The organism is Pseudomonas sp. 01L34, from assembly GCF_056400265.1.
Genome location: NZ_JBFTSX010000008.1, coordinates 121961 through 138317 on the forward strand (window position 1 = coordinate 121961; position 16357 = coordinate 138317).

Genomic DNA, 16357 nt, shown 5'->3' on the forward strand with positions numbered 1-16357 from the left:
GTGCCGCAAGGCAACGGGATGGGAATTTCAGTGGGTGCTCAGGCCCGCGGCATTCATGAACATGCGCATCAGCGTGGCCACGATGAACAGTGCCCCAACGCTGCCGGCCCAGATCAACGCCAGCCAGCCGAGTCGTTGCCAAAGCGGCTTTTTCTCTGCGGCTTCGATTTCCTGCAAATCAGGTTTGCCAGCCATCATCGCGTTCTCCTCTGCAACGGCGCAGGTATCAACCTTGCGCCGTATTCGTATGGGCTAGTGGTAACCGTCTTCATGGGTGACCTTGCCGCGGAACACGTAGTAGCTCCAGAAGGTGTAACCCAGGATGAACGGGATGATGAACAGCGTGCCCACCAGCATGAAGCCCTGGCTCTGCGGCGGTGCGGCAGCGTCCCAGATCGAGATCGACGGCGGCACGATGTTCGGCCACAGACTGATTCCCAAACCGCTGTAGCCTAAGAAGATCAGCACCAGGGTCAGCAGGAATGGCGTGTAATGCGCATTGCGAGCCACCGCGCGAATCAGACCGTACAGGGTTACCAGCACCAGAATCGGCACCGGCAGGAACCAGAACAGATTAGGCAGGGTGAACCAGCGTGCGGCGATCTCGGCGTGGGCCAACGGCGTCCAGACGCTGACGATGCCAATCACCGCCAGCAACACGAAGGCCAATGGTCGCGCCAGGTCATGCATCTGCTCCTGCAGCTTGCCTTCGGTCTTCATGATCAGCCAGGTGCAACCGAGCAGCGCATAAGCCACGACCAGCGCCGCGCCACAGAACATCGTGAACGGCGTCAGCCAGTCGAGTGAACCACCGGCAAACTGACGATTGACCACCGGCAGCCCATCGATGAACGCACCCAATGCCACGCCCTGGAAGAAGGTCGCGGCGATCGAACCACCGATGAATGCCTTGTCCCACAAGTGGCGCTTGGCGTCCTTGGCCTTGAAGCGAAACTCGAAGGCCACGCCACGGAAAATCAGCCCGATCAGCATGAAAATCAGCGGCAGGTACAACGCCGAGAGCACCACCGAATAGGCCAGCGGGAAGGCGCCGAACAATGCCGCGCCGCCCAATACCAACCAGGTTTCGTTGCCGTCCCAGACCGGGGCGACGGTGTTCATCATCACATCACGGTCGGTCTTGCCCTTGATGAACGGAAAAAGAATCCCGATCCCCAAGTCGAAGCCGTCCATGACCACGTACATCATGATGCCGAAGATGATGATCACGGCCCAGATCAGCGGAAGATCAATACCCATGATTCAAATCTCCTTGGTCAGGCTGTGGTTGTGATCGCCGTCACCGTTGTCGTCGGCGGCGGACAGCGGACGGGCCGGCGTGCGCTTCTGGCCAGGACCGCCTTCGTTGGTTTCCTTGCCTTCGTCGATCTTCGGCCCTTTGCGCACCAGGCGCATCATGTAGCCAAGACCGGCACCGAACAGCGCGAAATACACCACGACGAACATGATCAGGGTAATGCTCACCTGCACGAAGCTGTGCCCGGAGGACGCATCCGCCGTGCGCATCAAGCCGTAGACCACCCACGGCTGACGGCCGATTTCAGTGGTGAACCAGCCAGCGAGAATCGCGATCAGGCCGGATGGGCCCATCCACAGTGCCAGATACAGGAACGGACGCGAGGTATACAGCGTGTCGCGCTTGCGCAGCCACAGGCTCCACAAACCGGTGAAGATCATCAGGAAACCCAGGCCGACCATGACCCGGAACGACCAGAACACGATGGTCGAATTCGGCCGGTCTTCAGGCGGGAACTCCTTGAGCGCCGGCACCTGTTTGTCCAGGGTGTGGGTCAGGATCAAGCTGCCCAGGTACGGAATCTCGACCGCGAATTTGGTCTTTTCGGCTTTCATGTCCGGCCAGCCGAACAGGATCAACGGGGTCGGCTCATCGCCGACATTTTCCCAGTGACCTTCAATCGCAGCGATTTTCGCCGGCTGGTGCTCGAGGGTATTGAGGCCGTGGAAGTCACCGATGACGGCTTGAATCGGCGCCACGATCAGTGCCATCCACATGGCCATCGAGAGCATGGTGCGGATGGCCGGGTTGTCCTTGCCGCGCAGCAAATGCCAGGCCGCCGACGAACCGACGAAGAAGGCGGTAGCGACGAACGCCGCCGTGGCCATGTGCATCAGGCGGTAAGGGAACGACGGGTTGAAAATGATCGCCAGCCAGTCCACTGGAATGACTTGGCCGTTGACGATTTCGTAGCCCTGCGGGGTCTGCATCCAGCTGTTGGAGGCGAGAATCCAGAAGGTCGAGATCAGGGTACCGATGGCGACCATGACGGTGGCGAAGAAGTGCAGCTTGCGCCCGACCCTGTTCCAGCCGAACAGCATGACGCCGAGGAAGCCGGCTTCGAGGAAGAACGCAGTGAGTACTTCGTAGGTCAGCAACGGCCCGGTCACGGAACCGGCGAAATCCGAGAAGCGGCTCCAGTTGGTGCCGAACTGATAGGCCATGACCAGGCCGGACACCACGCCCATGCCGAAGTTGACGGCAAAGATCTTCGACCAGAAATGGTACAGATCGCGGTAGGTGTCGTTGTGCGTCTTCAGCCACAGGCCTTCGAGTACCGCCAGGTAACTCGCCAGGCCAATGGTGATGGCCGGGAACAGGATGTGGAACGAAATGGTGAACGCGAACTGAATCCGGGCGAGATCAAGTGCCTCCAAACCGAACATAAGTCTTCCTCTGTCAGGTAATACTGGCTGAAGGCTTGCGGCCTGCACCCACTGCCCCCACGGTTATGGAGTGTGGCGAATTTGAACTCGTTCTTTTTCTACCATCATCACAACGTAGGGAATCTGGCCATCTGGCCACCGGATCATTTCCACGAAGGGTCTTGATCTGGATCAAGCAACGTTGAAAGAGTAGTCGCATTTTTGCCGATGGACGGTGTGGTCTATTGCCGCGTGACAGGTTGCCTCACGGGTTTGGTCATGCGTTGCAATGAATTCCCTGTGGCGAGGGAGCTTGCTCCCGCTCGGCTGCGCAGCAGTCGTAAAACCGGGTAACGCGATGTGCCTGTGGTATGGGGTAGCAGGTTCGGGGCTGCTTCGCATCCCAGCGGGAGCAAGCTCCCTCGCCACAGGGTATTTGTATGTTCTGTGGGATCGGTGTCTAGCTAACTAAATTTTCCGTGCTCGCAACTCCTGGTTACAGGTTGGTGATAATCTCGCCCTTCCCCTCACCCAGACTTGCCTTCAGATGCCCAGCCAAGCGCCCCTGCTGTTACGTCATCACCGCCCTTTTATTGCGTTCTGGCTGGCTCGGGTATTTACCGCCAGCGGTTTTCAAATGCTGACCGTGGCCATCGGCTGGAATCTGTATCAACTGACCGGCAATGTGCTCGATCTGGGTCTGGTGGGTCTGGTGGAATTTGCCCCGCGGGTGTTGTTCATGCTGCACACCGGGCATGTGGCGGATCGCTATGACCGGCGCAAGGTCGCGGCGATCTGTCAGTCCGTGCAAGCGCTGATCGCCCTGTCGCTGGCCATCGGCAGCGCGACGGACCATGTCACCCGGGAGATGATCTTCATCCTCGCATTCCTGCTCGGCGCCGCCCGCTCCTTCGAGATGCCAACCACCCAGGCCTTGCTGCCGAGCATCGTGCCCAGTGCTTTATTCCCGCGCGCGGTTGCTGCGGCGCAATCTGCGCAGCAATCGGCCACCATCGTTGCCCCGGCGTTGGGCGGTTTGCTTTACGCCTTCGGCAGCGTCTGGGTGTATGGCCCGACGGTGATCCTCTACCTCATCGCCTGTGCGCTGATGCTTAACCTACCGGCTCGGCAGACACCGTTGAACAAGGGCAAGGCAACCCTGGATTCGCTGCTGGCAGGCATCCGCTTCATTCGCAGCCGCCCGGACATTCTCGGGGCGATTTCCCTGGATCTGTTTGCCGTCTTGCTGGGTGGCGCGACTGCGCTGCTGCCGGTGTTCGCCAAAGATATTCTGCTGACCGGCCCTTGGGGTCTGGGCCTGCTACGTTCGGCCCCGGCGGTGGGCGCACTGCTGATGTCGCTGTTTCTGGCGCGATTTGCCGTGGAACGCAACGTCGGACGGGTGATGTTTACCGCCGTGGGTGTATTCGGCGTGGCAACCATCGCTTTCGGCCTGTCGACTTCGTTCTGGTTCTCTCTCGCTGTGTTGGTGGTTTTAGGCGCGGCAGACATGATCAGCATGGTGATCCGCGCCTCGTTCGTGCAGCTGGAAACTCCGGACGAGATGCGCGGCCGGGTCAGTGCCGTGAATGGCTTGTTCATCGGTGCTTCGAATCAGCTCGGCGAATTCGAGTCTGGCTTGACGGCCCACTGGTTCGGCACCGTACCGGCCGTGGTGATGGGCGGCATCGGCACACTGATGGTCACCGGGGTCTGGGTCAAACTGTTCCCGACCCTGGCCAACCGCGACCGCATGCATGTGCCGGTGGAAGAGGTCAGGGCCTGAAGCCGTCTTCTACGCCAGCAATTCCCCCGCCACCGCCGACCGCGTGGCTTTGCCGCAGAGTTGCTCCACCAGCGTCAGCGCAAACTCCAGCGCGGCGCCCGAACCCTGGGCGGTGATGCAGTTGCCATCGACCACCACCGGTTGATCGACGAAGTTGCAGCCCGACAATTGATGGCTGACGGAAGGCAGGCACGTCATGCGCCGCTGACGCAGCACGCCAAAAGTCTGCAGCGCCAGCGCCGGCGCTTCGGCAATGCCGGCGAACAAGCGCCCGGCGGCGACCTGGTCCTTGATCAATTGTTGCAGGGGTTGGTGGGCCGCCAAATGCTGCGCCCCCACGGCGCCGCCGGGCAAAACGATCAAGTCGAAGGGTTGGGCCAGCAAATCGACCAGCATCGCATCAGCGGTCAGGCGGGTGCCGCGAGCGCAGGTCAGCATGCGCCGCGACTCGATACTGGCCACCACCACTTCAACCTTGGCGCGGCGCAGAACATCGATCAGGGTCACGGTTTGCAGATCGTCGATGCCCTCGGCGAGGGTAATCAGGGCTCTAAAGGTCATGGGCGCGGTCCAGAGAATGATCTTTAAAGCGTAGTCAGCTTTCCTGCCCCTTGTTCGAGCCTGGCCGTTACTTGATGTAAAGCTGCGTCGACATCGTGTTGCCCGGCGCGTTGATGGAGGTGTTGCTGAATGTGAAGATGCCGTCCTGCTTGCCTGCCAGGTTAAAGATGTACAGATAGCCGACAGTTTTTTTCCCGGCTGAGCACTCGGTCAGGTTGCCGGTATCAAAAGCACAGACAGGGGTCCGGGTGCCATCCACTTCGAAACCGTCCAGGGCAACATGGGCTTCGCGACCGTAACCGACTTCCAGCACGTACACCTTGATGTTCGGCCCCTGGTGATCGCAACGGGTCTGCTCCTGCTTGTCCGCAATATCTTCAAAGCCACAGTTGGGCGACTCGACCTTGAGCACCTTGACCTGACTCAGTGGTGGAGCCGACGCTGCCGAGGCGGTTTGGGCACCCAGGAACAACGCGATCAACATCGTGAATACGGCAACCACGCGCGTGCTCATGTACTTCATATTCCGCCCTTCCCTGCCCTAAAAAAACAGCGCGCAGTATGGCGCAGTTCCCTTTTTGGCAAAACATCGACGACGATCGCAGCCATAAGCAGCCATGGCTCCACGCTGCTGGTATGATGCGCGGCTTTTTCCGACCCACAGAAAATTCCCAGGCGCCTACGGCGGTCTGTGCTTTGCTGTTGAGGTCGATACATTCACGGCGCCGGGCGCGCCACGGGGAGCAGACATGCTGGAAAGGCTGTTTCAACTCAAGGCACACAACACCAACGTGCGGACCGAGATTCTGGCGGGCGTCACGACCTTTTTGGCCATGGCCTACATTCTGTTCGTCAACCCGAGCATCCTCGGCGAGACCGGCATGGACAAAGGCGCGGTGTTTGTCGCCACCTGTCTGGCAGCCGCCATCGGCTCGACGACCATGGGCCTGATCGCCAACTACCCGATCGCCCTGGCACCGGGCATGGGCCTGAACGCCTTCTTCACCTACACCGTGGTCCTGCACATGGGCCACACCTGGCAAGTGGCGCTGGGTGCGGTGTTCCTCTCGGCGGTGATGTTTTTCCTGCTGTCGATCTTCCGCATCCGTGAATGGATCATCAACAGCATCCCGTTGGCGCTACGTTCGGCGATTGCCGCCGGCATCGGCCTGTTCCTGGCACTGATCGCCCTGCACAACGCCGGCATCGTCGTCAGCAACCCGGCGACCATGGTCGGCCTCGGCGACCTGAAGCAACCGGCGCCGATCCTCGCAACCCTGGGCTTTGCCCTGATCGTTGCCCTGGAGGCCCTGAAAGTGCGCGGTGCGGTGCTGATCGGCATTCTGTCGGTGACCATCGTTTCCATCCTGCTGGGCTTCAGCCCGTTCGGCGGCGTGATGTCGATGCCACCGTCGCTGGCACCGACCTTCCTGCAACTGGACATCAAAGGCGCACTGGACATCGGTCTGGTCAGCGTGATCTTCGCGTTCCTCTTTGTCGATCTGTTCGACAACTCCGGCACCCTGATCGGCGTCGCCAAGCGCGCCGGCCTGATGGGCAAGGACGGCCACATGCCGAAAATGGGTCGTGCCCTGATCGCCGACAGCACCGCGGCCATGGCCGGCTCGTTGCTGGGCACCTCGACTACCACCAGCTATATCGAATCCGCAGCCGGCGTGAGTGCCGGTGGCCGCACCGGCCTGACCGCCGTCGTGGTGGCGATTCTGTTCCTGCTGGCGCTGTTCTTCGCACCACTGGCCGCCAGCGTACCGGCCTTCGCCACCGCACCTGCCTTGCTGTTCGTCGCCGTATTGATGACCTCGGGGCTGGCGGAAATAGACTGGGACGACATCACCGTTGCCGCGCCAGTGGTAGTCACCGCGCTGGCTATGCCATTCACTTACTCCATCGCCAACGGCATCGCGTTCGGATTCATTTCCTGGACCGCCATCAAGTTGCTGTCCGGCCGTGGCCGTGAGCTGAACTCGGCGTTGGTGGTTCTGTCGATTCTGTTCGTGATCAAGTTAGGTTGGTTCAACGCATGACTTTTGATTCCCAGGCCTACGCCGTTCAGCTCGAAGAAAAGGTCACGCGCCTGCGTGATCTGCTGGCCCCGTTCGGTGCGCCCGAGCCTGCGGTGTTCGATTCGCCGCTGAAAAACTTCCGCCTGCGTGCCGAATTCCGCCTGTGGCGTGAAGCCGGCGAGCGCCACTACGCAATGTTTTCCCAGGAAGACAAACGCACGCCGATCCTGATCGAAGAGTTCCCGATCGCAAGCCTGCGCATCAACCAGTTGATGCCGCAGCTCAAGGCGGCGTGGCAAGCGAGTGCAGCCCTGAGCCACAAACTGTTCCAAGTGGAGTTCCTGACCACGCTGGCCGGCGATGCGATGATCACCCTGTGCTACCACCGCCCGCTGGACGAGCACTGGCACGCGGCGGCGTCGAAGCTGGCAGCCGACCTGAACGTCAGCATCATCGGTCGCTCCAAGGGCAAACGCGAAGTGATCGGTCACGATTACGTGGTCGAGCAACTTGAAGTCGGCGGCCGCACCTTCAGCTATCGCCAGCCGGAAGGCGCGTTCACCCAACCCAACGGCACGGTGAACCAGAAGATGCTCAACTGGGCGTATGACGCCCTTGGCGATCGTTCCGACGACTTGCTGGAGCTGTATTGCGGCAACGGCAACTTCACTTTGCCGCTCGCTACGCGCGTGCGCAAAGTGCTGGCCACCGAAATCAGCAAGACCTCGGTCAACGCAGCGCTCAGCAACCTGAGCGAAAACGCGGTGGATAACGTCACGCTGGTGCGTTTGTCTGCCGAAGAATTGACCGAAGCCCTGAACGAAGTTCGCCCGTTCCGTCGCCTGCACGGCATCGACCTCAAGAGCTACGAGTTCGGTAGCGTGTTCGTCGATCCGCCCCGCGCCGGCATGGACCCGGATACTTGCGAACTGACCCGGCGCTTCGACAACATCCTCTACATCTCCTGCAACCCGGAAACCCTCGCGGCCAACATCGCCCAACTAAACGACACTCACCGCATTACTCAATGCGCGATGTTCGACCAGTTCCCGTGGACCCATCACATGGAATCCGGAGTGTTGTTGACCCGTCGTTGATTGCAACCGTTACACAGATCAGCCGTCCTCGGGACGGCTTTTTTGTGGGCGATCAAAGAGCCGCATCGACCTTGCGTGGGCGACCGCCCTTCTTGCCGTTGGCCCGAGCTGCCTCGGCTTTGGCGGTGCTGCTCTGACGGCCATTGCGCGAGGCGACCACCGAGGCCGCCATATCCATCAGCGGTTTGCTCGCCGAAATCAACCCGGCGATGGAGACCTGCAGATCCTTGTCTTCATGAAAAAGCGCGGCTCCGGCGAAACCGATTTTCAAACCGGCGAAATCCTCGGTCTCAAAACCATCGAACTCTGGATAGTTTTTTACTGGCAACAACACACCGCTGCCATCCTCGAAACCGACGGCGAGACATGGATCGAGAAAGATCACCGTCGTTGCATTCAATCCACTGCGACGGCGTAACTCGCCACTCTCTATCGCTTCGTCCAAAACGCCTTCGGTCACAGGGTGATCTACCTGCATTTTTGCACTTATCGTTTTCATAATTCGATCTCCACGCCCTCCGGTGCTCCCATCAGCGTCAATAAGGTCTTGTTTCCTTCAGGCTCATAGCGAGCCGAACCAATCATGTATGTCGTGCTGGCAACCCTCTTCATCACGACCACTTCATTGCCCTGCCAATCCCATAACTGATTGTCGAGGCAGGCCGTCTGCAATTTGCTCCACCAGATGCCACGGGCTCGCCGCAAATGGGCAGGTTGCCTGAGCGCCTGGCGTAACCCCTCCAGCATGGCCAGAGGAGGTCGATGCGAATGAGGAATGACATCCCAGAGCTCTACGCCGTTGTGCCAGAAGCTGAACCGAAAGCGTGCGCTCCATGTGCCTCCATCGACGTGAACATGTGGCGGGCAATGCTCATCACGCAACATGACTACCAGTGACAATCCCTTGTAGCGGCATACATTCATGCTAACCCATCCGTTAGGTTATAGAATCCGAAGATTCGCCATTCCTTGAAAAATCCGATAACTGGCGCTAACCGTTCGATCAGCTGACCACGTTTGAGCCTAGCGTTTCAGGTCGACCGTCCCCTGCCAATCAGGGCAAAAAAGAGTAAGCAATCCTTTCACTGCCAATATCTGGCCGGTGATGAACTCAACGACGCTGGTGGTTGAAACGAATCCTGTATTTGTACGCCTGCATTTGATAAATACCACCTCAGGCATCCCATTTGATTCTTGGTGTAATCAATCATGCAGCGACATTTCGACGATCTTCAGCTCGGCAGCATCGAACTGTTTTGCCTGGCCGCCGAAGCGGGCAGCTTTACCGCCGCGGCCCTGGTGGCGGGTGTGACCCCGGCCGCGGTCAGCCGCTCGGTGTCGCGGATGGAAGAACGTCTGGGTGTGCGGCTGTTCGCGCGTACCACCCGCAGCGTCAAGCTGACCGACAGTGGCCGGCGCTATTTTGAGGAGTGTCGCCTGGCCCTTGCGCAACTGGTCGAGGCTCAGCGCGAAGTCATGGGTCAACAGCAGGAACCCTCCGGCACCTTGCGTATCAGCATTCCCACCACCTATGCTCACCACCGCATCCTGCCGCTGCTGCCGGCGTTTCGGGCGAGTTTTCCCGCCGTGAAAGTCGAGGTGCACATCAGCAATCGCAACATCGATTTCGTCGGCGAAGGCTATGACATGGCCATCCGTGTGCGGGCGATTCCCGACTCCGGGCTGATTGCCCGGCCACTGGAAGACGCCGCGCTGGTGATGATCGCCAGCCCTGACTATCTGAAGCGTGCCGGCATGCCACAAACCCTGGACGACCTGGCGCACCACGAATGCATCCAGTTCGAGCTACCCAGCAGCGGGCGGCGGATTGCCTGGCTGTTCAACGATAACGGCGTGCCGCTGGAGATTTTGGCCGAAGGTAATTACTGCTGTTCCGATGATGTATTGGGCGGCGTGACGCTGGCGAAACACGGCGCCGGGCTGTTTCAAACCTATCGCTTCATCGTCGAAAACGAACTGGCGGATGGCTCGCTGGTGGAAGTGCTCAAGCCCTATGGCGGGCGCTCCCGCCCCTTCACGTTGCTGTATCCGCAAAGCCGCCATGTGCCGTTGCGGCTCAGGGCGTTTATCGATTTTCTGGTTGAGCATCTTCCGCGCTGAATGTTCGATCACCGCACAGATAATCCAGGGCCGGCGCCTCTTCAATTGACCTTATTAACCAGTTAGTACAATTTATCTCCACAGGCTGAGACCCTCGGCCAATGCCAACAATAATAAGTGGAGAGACCCGATGTCCCCTATCGTTCTGGTGCTCAACGGCCCGAACCTGAACCTGCTCGGTACCCGTGAACCGGCGACTTATGGCCACGAAACCCTGGCGGATATTTCAGCGCTGTGCGGTCGCGCCGCCGAGGAGTTCGGCCTGAAGGTGGAGTTTCGCCAGACCAACCATGAAGGCGAACTGCTCGACTGGATTCATGCCGCCCGTGGCCGCTGCGCCGGGATCGTCATCAATCCGGCTGCCTGGACCCACACCTCGGTCGCCATTCGCGATGCGCTGGTCGCCAGCGAACTGCCCGTGATCGAAGTGCACCTGTCCAACGTCCATGCCCGCGAACCCTTCCGGCATCACTCCTTTGTCTCGTCCATCGCCACGGCGGTGATGTGCGGTTTCGGCAGCCACGGCTATCGTTTGGCGCTGGAGCATTTCAGCCAACGTTTGAAAGGTTAAGCGTGATGACACAGAACACCGTGGTATTGGCCGGGCTGATCGGCGCCGGCATTCAGGCTTCCCGCACTCCGGCGCTGCACGAGCACGAAGGCGATGCGCAGGGTCTGCGCTACCTGTATCGACTGATCGACCTGGATCAGCTGAAACTCGACAGCGGCGCCCTGCCCGACCTGCTGATGGCCGCCGAGCGGATGAATTTCACCGGGCTGAACATCACCTTCCCGTGCAAGCAGACAATCATCCCGTTGCTCGACGAATTGTCTCCGGAAGCCCGCGGCATTGGCGCGGTGAACACGGTGGTGTTGAAGGACGGGAAACGCATCGGCCACAACACCGATTGCCTGGGCTTCGCCGAAGGGTTTCGTCGCGGCCTGCAGGACGTTGCCCGTGAACGAGTGGTGCAAATGGGCGCCGGTGGCGCAGGCGCAGCGGTGGCCCACGCGTTATTGAGCGAAGGCGTACAACTGCTGAGCATTTTCGATGTGGATCACAGCCGGGCTCAGTCTTTGGCGGACAACCTCAATCAGCATTTCGGTTTTGGCCGCGCCGTGGCCGGTCATGACTTGCCGGGGACGCTGGGTCAGGCTGATGGACTGGTGAATACCACGCCCATGGGCATGAAAAAGCTGCCTGGCATGCCGGTGCCGGTAGAACTGCTTCGGCCGCAGTTGTGGGTGGCGGAGATCGTTTACTTCCCGCTGGAAACGGAACTGCTACGCAATGCTCGCGCGCTGGGTTGCCGAACCCTGGACGGCGGCAACATGGCGGTGTTTCAGGCGGTGAAGGCGTTTGAATTATTCAGCGGCGTGGTGCCGGATGCCCAGCGGATGCTGGCGCATTTTCAAAGCATGAATGGTTGAAATGCAAAAGATCGCAGCCTCGTTTCACTCGACAGCTCCTACAGGGGTATGGGTACTTGTAGGAGCTGTCGAGTGAAACGAGGCTGCGATCTTTTAAGGACCCTGCAAATCAGGCCTGCAGATACCGCAACACCGACTCACAGATCATCTCCCGATGACGCTGCTTGATACTTTCGTCCGGCAAGTCGATCTGAAAGATCTCACCGAAGGTATGACGGTTCGACACGCGATAGAAGCAAAACGAACTGATCAGCAGGTGCACATCCAGCGGATCGAGGCCGGCGCGGAATACTCCCTCTGCGGCCCCGCGACGCAAAATCTCGCCCAGTGAATCGAGGATGGTGTTGTTCATCGCCTTGATCGCATCGGAGCGCTTCACATACTCGGCGTTGTGAATGTTCTCGATGCAGACGATACGCACGAAATCAACGTTGCGATCATGGTGGTCGAAGGTGAATTCCACCAAGCGCCGAATCGCCTCCACCGGCGCCAGCTCGGCCAGGTGCAAGCGACTTTCGGTGCTGCGGATATCTCCGTAGAGTTTTTCCAGCACCTCGACATAGAGCTGTTCCTTACTGCCGAAGTAGTAATAGATCATGCGTTTGGAGGTGTGGATGCGCTCGGCAATCGCATCGACGCGCGCACCGGAAAGCCCCTGCTGGACGAACTCGACAATAGCCTCTTGAAGGATGTTCTCGCGGGTTTTTTCCGGGTTGTTCTTGCGACTCTTGCGAGGCTCGGCAATTGGCTTTTCGGGCGCTACGGAGAGTTTTGAAATTATTGTCATTGCGGGCTCACGGCCATCACTGCACAAGTAGGCGATTATGGGCCGCTGCGCACAGTGAAGGAAGCCACGCGGCAGCGGTTTTGTACCCGTGTTTACGATTTTCCTACAACTTTGTCTGACGTACGCCACCACTTCGGGATTTGGCCATGGCCGCCAGTCGCACGGCTACGTTGGCCGCGCCGTACCCCGCATAGCCGTTTTTGCGCTGGATGATTTCAAAGAAAAACCGCCCTTCGAACGGCTCGGTGTACACGTGAAACAGCTCGCCACCCTGGGCATCACGGTCGTAGAGGACGTTGAAATACGCTAGCTCGCTGAGGAATTCATCGTCGAAATCGAAGCGTGCGGCGAGGTCATCGTAGTAGTTGAGCGGGATATCCAGCAGCGGCACGCCCGCCTCCTTGGCACGGCTGACTTCGGCAAAGATGTCGTCGCAATCGAAAGCGATGTGATGCACGCCGGAACCGCGATAACTCGACAACGCGTGTGAGATCGCGGTGTTGCGATTCTCGGAAATGTTCAGCGGCAGGCGGATCGAACTGCAACGGCTGCGCAAGGCACGGCTCTTCACCAGACCATACGGGTCGGGCAGCACCACTTCATCGTCGGCTTCGAAATCCAGCAGGCTTTTATAGAACAACACCCAGCTGTCGAGGCTGTCGGCGGGCAGTGCCATGGCCATGTGGTCGATGCGCTTGAGGCCACCGCTGGCCACGGCCGCCGGTTGCAGATTGAAGTCGGTGCCATAGACGTCGGCGTCCTGGTCTACCAGGTAAATCAGACTGCCGTCCGGCGCACGCACGGCGGCGAGTTCCAGCTCATTGGGGCCTACCAGCCCGCGATACGGCTGGCCTTTGTAAGCCACGGCTCGGGCCAACGCACTGGCGCTGTCCTTGACCCGCACGGCGGTGGCGCACAGCGATGGCCCATGGGCCTCGAAAAAACTGTGGGCGAAGGAATAAGGTTCGGAGTTGAGGATCAGGTTGATATCGCCCTGACGCAACAGGCTGACACTCTTGGAACGGTGTTGCCCGGCCTTGACGAAACCCAGCCGCTCCAGCCAATGGGACAACTTCGCGCCGAGGCTTTCATCCACGGCGAACTCAAGAAACTCGATGCCGTTGTATTCGCTGGCGCCTGGGGTATCGAACAGAATGTCGCGATTGGCCACAGGCGTGGCTTCCTGCTCCAGACGCTGGCGGGTTTTCTCTTCCAGGTACAGCAACGAACGCAAGCCGTCGGCGGCGTTGGCCCGGGGTGGCGCGGCGCGGAAACCGTCGTTGAAGATCTCCAGCGACAGCGGGCCTGTATAGCCGCTCTTGATGATCGGCGCGAGGAACCCCGGCAGATCGAACTCGCCCTGGCCGGGGAAACAACGGAAATGCCGGCTCCACTCCAGCACGTCCATGGCCAGGATCGGTGCATCGGCCATTTGCACGAAGAAGATCTTGTCACCGGGAATCTCGGCGATCGCCGTCGGGTCGCCCTTGAGCGACAGCGTATGGAAACTGTCCAGCAACACGCCGAGGTTCGGATGATCGGCCTGGCGAACGATGTTCCACACCTGTTGGTACGTGTTCACGTGGCGGCCCCAGGCCAGCGCTTCGTAACCGATCCGCAAACCACGAGCGCCGGCCCGTTCGGCGAGCAGGCGCAAGTCGTCGACCAGGATCTGCTGATCGCCGATGGAGTCGGCCGAGGCGTTGCTGCATACCAGCACCAGGTCGGTGCCCAGCTCTTGCATCAAATCGAACTTGCGCTCGGCCCGCTCCAGATTGCGCGGCAGGCGATCGCGGCGGCAACCTTCGAAATCCCGAAAGGGTTGGAACAGTGTGATCGCGATCCCGAGATCAGCGCACATCTGCCTGATTTCCCGTGGGCTGCCGTCGTAGTAGAGAAGGTCGTTCTCGAAAATTTCCACCCCGTCAAATCCGGCGGCGGCGATGGCTTCTAGTTTTTCCGGCAGGGTACCGCTCAAGGAAACGGTGGCAATGGAACGCTGCATGTGTCGACTCCCGGTGGTGGGGACATTCTTGTTGGGCAAATTATTGGCTTGACGAATCCGCACAGCAATTCAAAGTGTACTACCCGGTTAGTTTTGCGGGCGATTATCGAACACAATGGCGGTTGGCGAATTGACGATTTTTCGTCCACTGCGCACCATCGACACCACATTGAGTCCGGTCACGACCCCATGGACTCGGTTACCAAAGACCCTGAACACCACATAAAAATTTCAAAAAACGGGTACACGCTCATGCGCTCATTCAACGCCTTGTTTGCTTGCTCCACCGATCTCACGCCAGACCTGGTGTCCATCCGAACCTTGCGCCCACTCGGCCGAACTGCGCCGCTCGCTGAATAAAACGTTGTCGTCGCCTGACGAAAACACCTCAGCCGATCAATCTCACCCGCGCCCGTCGCCATCGATTGATCACGCGCCCTTGAAGTCCCGACAAGCCTCGCTTGTCAGTCATTGAACGGATGGCACACACATGTTTCCTTCTCAAAGCTCTCGCGTGGCTTCGGCCCAAAGCGTCGCCACTGGCGGCATCGGCGACAAAATCCGCAGCGCCATGGCCGTCGGCAAAACCCGCTGGGGAATGCTGGCGCTGGTATTTTTCGCCACCACCCTGAACTACATCGACCGCGCCGCCCTGGGCGTCATGCAGCCGATCCTGGCCAAGGAACTGAGCTGGACGGCGATGGACTACGCCAACATCAACTTCTGGTTTCAGGTCGGCTATGCCGTCGGTTTCGTGCTGCAAGGCCGGTTGATCGACCGGGTCGGCGTGAAGCGCGTGTTCTTCTTCGCGGTACTGCTCTGGAGCCTGGCCACCGGCGCTCATGGCCTGGCCACTTCGGCGGCGGGCTTCATGGTCTGCCGGTTCATTCTCGGCCTGACTGAAGCCGCCAACTACCCGGCCTGCGTGAAAACCACCCGATTGTGGTTCCCAGCTGGCGAGCGCGCCGTGGCCACCGGTATTTTCAACGCCGGGACCAACGTCGGTGCGATGTTCACACCGATGCTGCTGCCACTGATTCTTCACGCCTGGGGCTGGCAAGCCGCGTTCCTGTGCATGGCGGCGCTGGGCGGCATCTGGTTGCTGTTCTGGGGCCTGAAGTACTTCAACCCGGAAGATCACCCGAGCGTTAAACAATCGGAACTGGACTACATCCAGAAGGAAGTCGAACCGGAACAATCCCGCGTACCGTTCTCGCGAATCCTGCGCATGCGTGGCACCTGGGCCTTCGCCCTCGCCTACTCGATCACCGCGCCGGTGTTCTGGTTCTACCTGTACTGGCTGCCGCCGTTCCTCAATCAGCAATACAACCTGGGGATCAACGTGACCCAGATGGGTATTCCGCTGATCATCATCTACCTCACGGCTGACTTCGGCAGCGTCGGCGGCGGGATCCTGTCTTCGTTCCTGATCGGTCGCGGGATCAACCCGATCAAGGCCCGACTGATGTCCATGTTCCTGTTCGCCTGCTGCATCATCGGCGTGGTCATGGCCGCCGGTTCGAGCAGCCTGTGGCTCGCGGTGTTCGCCATCTCCCTGGCCATCGGCGCGCACCAGGCCTGGACCGCGAACATCTGGAGCCTGGTGATGGACTACACGCCTAAACACATGATGAGTACGGTGTTCGGCTTCGGCGGCATGTGCGCGGCGATCGGCGGGATGTTCATGACCCAGTTGGTCGGCCACATTCTGACCATCACCAACAACAACTACACCGTGTTGTTCACCATCATTCCGGCGATGTACTTCATCGCGCTGACCTGGATGTACTTCATGGCACCGCGCAAGATTCCGACCGTAAAAGATTGATACACCGCAAACGCAGGCCTGATCCCGGGCCTGCG

Annotated in this window: 16 protein-coding genes; 7 read left to right on the forward strand and 9 right to left on the reverse strand. The window is 59.7% G+C overall.

Annotated features, from left to right (window positions below):
- Nucleotides 1-27: 27 nt before the first annotated feature.
- Genes AC1DQM_RS24235 through AC1DQM_RS24245 form a run of 3 tightly spaced genes read right to left on the reverse strand, consistent with a single transcriptional unit; the run spans nt 28 to nt 2703 of the window.
- Nucleotides 28-195: a DUF2474 domain-containing protein gene (locus tag AC1DQM_RS24235; RefSeq protein ID WP_081625770.1), complete on the reverse strand. Its 168-nt coding sequence runs from the start codon at nt 193-195 to the stop codon at nt 28-30.
- A gap of 57 nt (nt 196-252) precedes the next feature.
- The gene (gene cydB, locus AC1DQM_RS24240; RefSeq protein ID WP_018925814.1) at nt 253-1260 is read right to left on the reverse strand and encodes a cytochrome d ubiquinol oxidase subunit II; all 1008 of its coding nucleotides are present in this window, start codon (nt 1258-1260) and stop codon (nt 253-255) included.
- Nucleotides 1261-1263: 3 nt separating this feature from the next.
- A complete protein-coding gene (locus AC1DQM_RS24245; RefSeq protein WP_477746960.1) occupies nt 1264-2703 on the reverse strand; it encodes a cytochrome ubiquinol oxidase subunit I in 1440 nt (479 codons plus the stop codon).
- Between the two features lie 526 nt (nt 2704-3229).
- On the opposite strand from AC1DQM_RS24245, the gene AC1DQM_RS24250 reads away from it, so the two are divergent.
- Nucleotides 3230-4468, forward strand: a complete 1239-nt coding sequence (locus AC1DQM_RS24250) for an MFS transporter (RefSeq protein ID WP_019650936.1) — start codon at nt 3230-3232, stop codon at nt 4466-4468.
- 9 nt (nt 4469-4477) lie between these two features.
- Here AC1DQM_RS24250 and AC1DQM_RS24255 read toward each other — a convergent pair whose 3' ends face one another.
- Nucleotides 4478-5029, reverse strand: a complete 552-nt coding sequence (locus AC1DQM_RS24255) for a DJ-1 family glyoxalase III (protein ID WP_477746961.1) — start codon at nt 5027-5029, stop codon at nt 4478-4480.
- Between the two features lie 67 nt (nt 5030-5096).
- A complete protein-coding gene (locus AC1DQM_RS24260; RefSeq protein ID WP_167331177.1) occupies nt 5097-5543 on the reverse strand; it encodes a DUF4879 domain-containing protein in 447 nt (148 codons plus the stop codon).
- 235 nt (nt 5544-5778) lie between these two features.
- On the opposite strand from AC1DQM_RS24260, the gene AC1DQM_RS24265 reads away from it, so the two are divergent.
- Both AC1DQM_RS24265 and trmA read left to right on the forward strand, forming a co-directional pair.
- Nucleotides 5779-7074, forward strand: a complete 1296-nt coding sequence (locus tag AC1DQM_RS24265) for an NCS2 family permease (RefSeq protein WP_018925809.1) — start codon at nt 5779-5781, stop codon at nt 7072-7074.
- On the forward strand, nt 7071-8150 hold the full coding sequence (gene trmA / locus AC1DQM_RS24270; RefSeq protein WP_064620515.1) for a tRNA (uridine(54)-C5)-methyltransferase TrmA: 1080 nt from the start codon (nt 7071-7073) through the stop codon (nt 8148-8150). Before AC1DQM_RS24265 ends, trmA begins: the two co-directional genes overlap by 4 nt.
- Nucleotides 8151-8202: 52 nt before the next feature.
- On the opposite strand, the gene AC1DQM_RS24275 is transcribed toward trmA, so the two are convergent.
- Entirely contained in the window at nt 8203-8649 is a 447-nt protein-coding gene (locus AC1DQM_RS24275; RefSeq protein WP_018925807.1) for a DUF2442 domain-containing protein, read from the reverse strand.
- Nucleotides 8646-9074 carry a hypothetical protein gene (locus AC1DQM_RS24280; RefSeq protein ID WP_026346000.1) on the reverse strand — a complete coding sequence of 143 codons (429 nt, stop codon included), beginning with the start codon at nt 9072-9074 and terminating at the stop codon, nt 8646-8648. Before AC1DQM_RS24280 ends, AC1DQM_RS24275 begins: the two co-directional genes overlap by 4 nt.
- A 285-nt stretch (nt 9075-9359) precedes the next feature.
- On the opposite strand from AC1DQM_RS24280, the gene AC1DQM_RS24285 reads away from it, so the two are divergent.
- From AC1DQM_RS24285 to AC1DQM_RS24295, 3 genes are all read left to right on the forward strand, one after another.
- Nucleotides 9360-10271, forward strand: a complete 912-nt coding sequence (locus tag AC1DQM_RS24285; RefSeq protein ID WP_477746962.1) for a LysR family transcriptional regulator — start codon at nt 9360-9362, stop codon at nt 10269-10271.
- A gap of 130 nt (nt 10272-10401) precedes the next feature.
- Nucleotides 10402-10842: a type II 3-dehydroquinate dehydratase gene (gene aroQ, locus AC1DQM_RS24290; RefSeq protein ID WP_007937291.1), complete on the forward strand. Its 441-nt coding sequence runs from the start codon at nt 10402-10404 to the stop codon at nt 10840-10842.
- 5 nt (nt 10843-10847) lie between these two features.
- Nucleotides 10848-11702: a shikimate dehydrogenase gene (locus AC1DQM_RS24295; RefSeq protein ID WP_019581304.1), complete on the forward strand. Its 855-nt coding sequence runs from the start codon at nt 10848-10850 to the stop codon at nt 11700-11702.
- 109 nt (nt 11703-11811) lie between these two features.
- Here AC1DQM_RS24295 and AC1DQM_RS24300 read toward each other — a convergent pair whose 3' ends face one another.
- Both AC1DQM_RS24300 and quiC read right to left on the reverse strand, forming a co-directional pair.
- A complete protein-coding gene (locus AC1DQM_RS24300) occupies nt 11812-12489 on the reverse strand; it encodes a TetR/AcrR family transcriptional regulator (protein WP_018925803.1) in 678 nt (225 codons plus the stop codon).
- 103 nt (nt 12490-12592) lie between these two features.
- Nucleotides 12593-14494 carry a 3-dehydroshikimate dehydratase QuiC gene (quiC, locus tag AC1DQM_RS24305; RefSeq protein WP_477746963.1) on the reverse strand — a complete coding sequence of 634 codons (1902 nt, stop codon included), beginning with the start codon at nt 14492-14494 and terminating at the stop codon, nt 12593-12595.
- A 490-nt stretch (nt 14495-14984) separates the two neighbouring features.
- Between quiC and AC1DQM_RS24310 the strand changes: the two genes are divergently transcribed.
- Entirely contained in the window at nt 14985-16322 is a 1338-nt protein-coding gene (locus AC1DQM_RS24310) for an MFS transporter (protein ID WP_477746964.1), read from the forward strand.
- Nucleotides 16323-16357 lie beyond the last annotated feature (35 nt).

Excerpts from the sequence above, each read along its gene's own strand:
- AC1DQM_RS24235 (WP_081625770.1), bottom strand. The coding sequence starts at position 195 with ATGGCTGGCAAACCTGATTTGCAGGAAATCGAAGCCGCAGAGAAAAAG.
- cydB (WP_018925814.1), bottom strand. The coding sequence starts at position 1,260 with ATGGGTATTGATCTTCCGCTGATCTGGGCCGTGATCATCATCTTCGGC.
- AC1DQM_RS24245 (WP_477746960.1), bottom strand. The coding sequence starts at position 2,703 with ATGTTCGGTTTGGAGGCACTTGATCTCGCCCGGATTCAGTTCGCGTTC.
- AC1DQM_RS24250 (WP_019650936.1), top strand. The coding sequence starts at position 3,230 with ATGCCCAGCCAAGCGCCCCTGCTGTTACGTCATCACCGCCCTTTTATT.
- AC1DQM_RS24255 (WP_477746961.1), bottom strand. The coding sequence starts at position 5,029 with ATGACCTTTAGAGCCCTGATTACCCTCGCCGAGGGCATCGACGATCTG.
- AC1DQM_RS24260 (WP_167331177.1), bottom strand. The coding sequence starts at position 5,543 with ATGAGCACGCGCGTGGTTGCCGTATTCACGATGTTGATCGCGTTGTTC.
- AC1DQM_RS24265 (WP_018925809.1), top strand. The coding sequence starts at position 5,779 with ATGCTGGAAAGGCTGTTTCAACTCAAGGCACACAACACCAACGTGCGG.
- trmA (WP_064620515.1), top strand. The coding sequence starts at position 7,071 with ATGACTTTTGATTCCCAGGCCTACGCCGTTCAGCTCGAAGAAAAGGTC.
- AC1DQM_RS24275 (WP_018925807.1), bottom strand. The coding sequence starts at position 8,649 with ATGAAAACGATAAGTGCAAAAATGCAGGTAGATCACCCTGTGACCGAA.
- AC1DQM_RS24280 (WP_026346000.1), bottom strand. The coding sequence starts at position 9,074 with ATGAATGTATGCCGCTACAAGGGATTGTCACTGGTAGTCATGTTGCGT.
- AC1DQM_RS24285 (WP_477746962.1), top strand. The coding sequence starts at position 9,360 with ATGCAGCGACATTTCGACGATCTTCAGCTCGGCAGCATCGAACTGTTT.
- aroQ (WP_007937291.1), top strand. The coding sequence starts at position 10,402 with ATGTCCCCTATCGTTCTGGTGCTCAACGGCCCGAACCTGAACCTGCTC.
- AC1DQM_RS24295 (WP_019581304.1), top strand. The coding sequence starts at position 10,848 with ATGACACAGAACACCGTGGTATTGGCCGGGCTGATCGGCGCCGGCATT.
- AC1DQM_RS24300 (WP_018925803.1), bottom strand. The coding sequence starts at position 12,489 with ATGACAATAATTTCAAAACTCTCCGTAGCGCCCGAAAAGCCAATTGCC.
- quiC (WP_477746963.1), bottom strand. The coding sequence starts at position 14,494 with ATGCAGCGTTCCATTGCCACCGTTTCCTTGAGCGGTACCCTGCCGGAA.
- AC1DQM_RS24310 (WP_477746964.1), top strand. The coding sequence starts at position 14,985 with ATGTTTCCTTCTCAAAGCTCTCGCGTGGCTTCGGCCCAAAGCGTCGCC.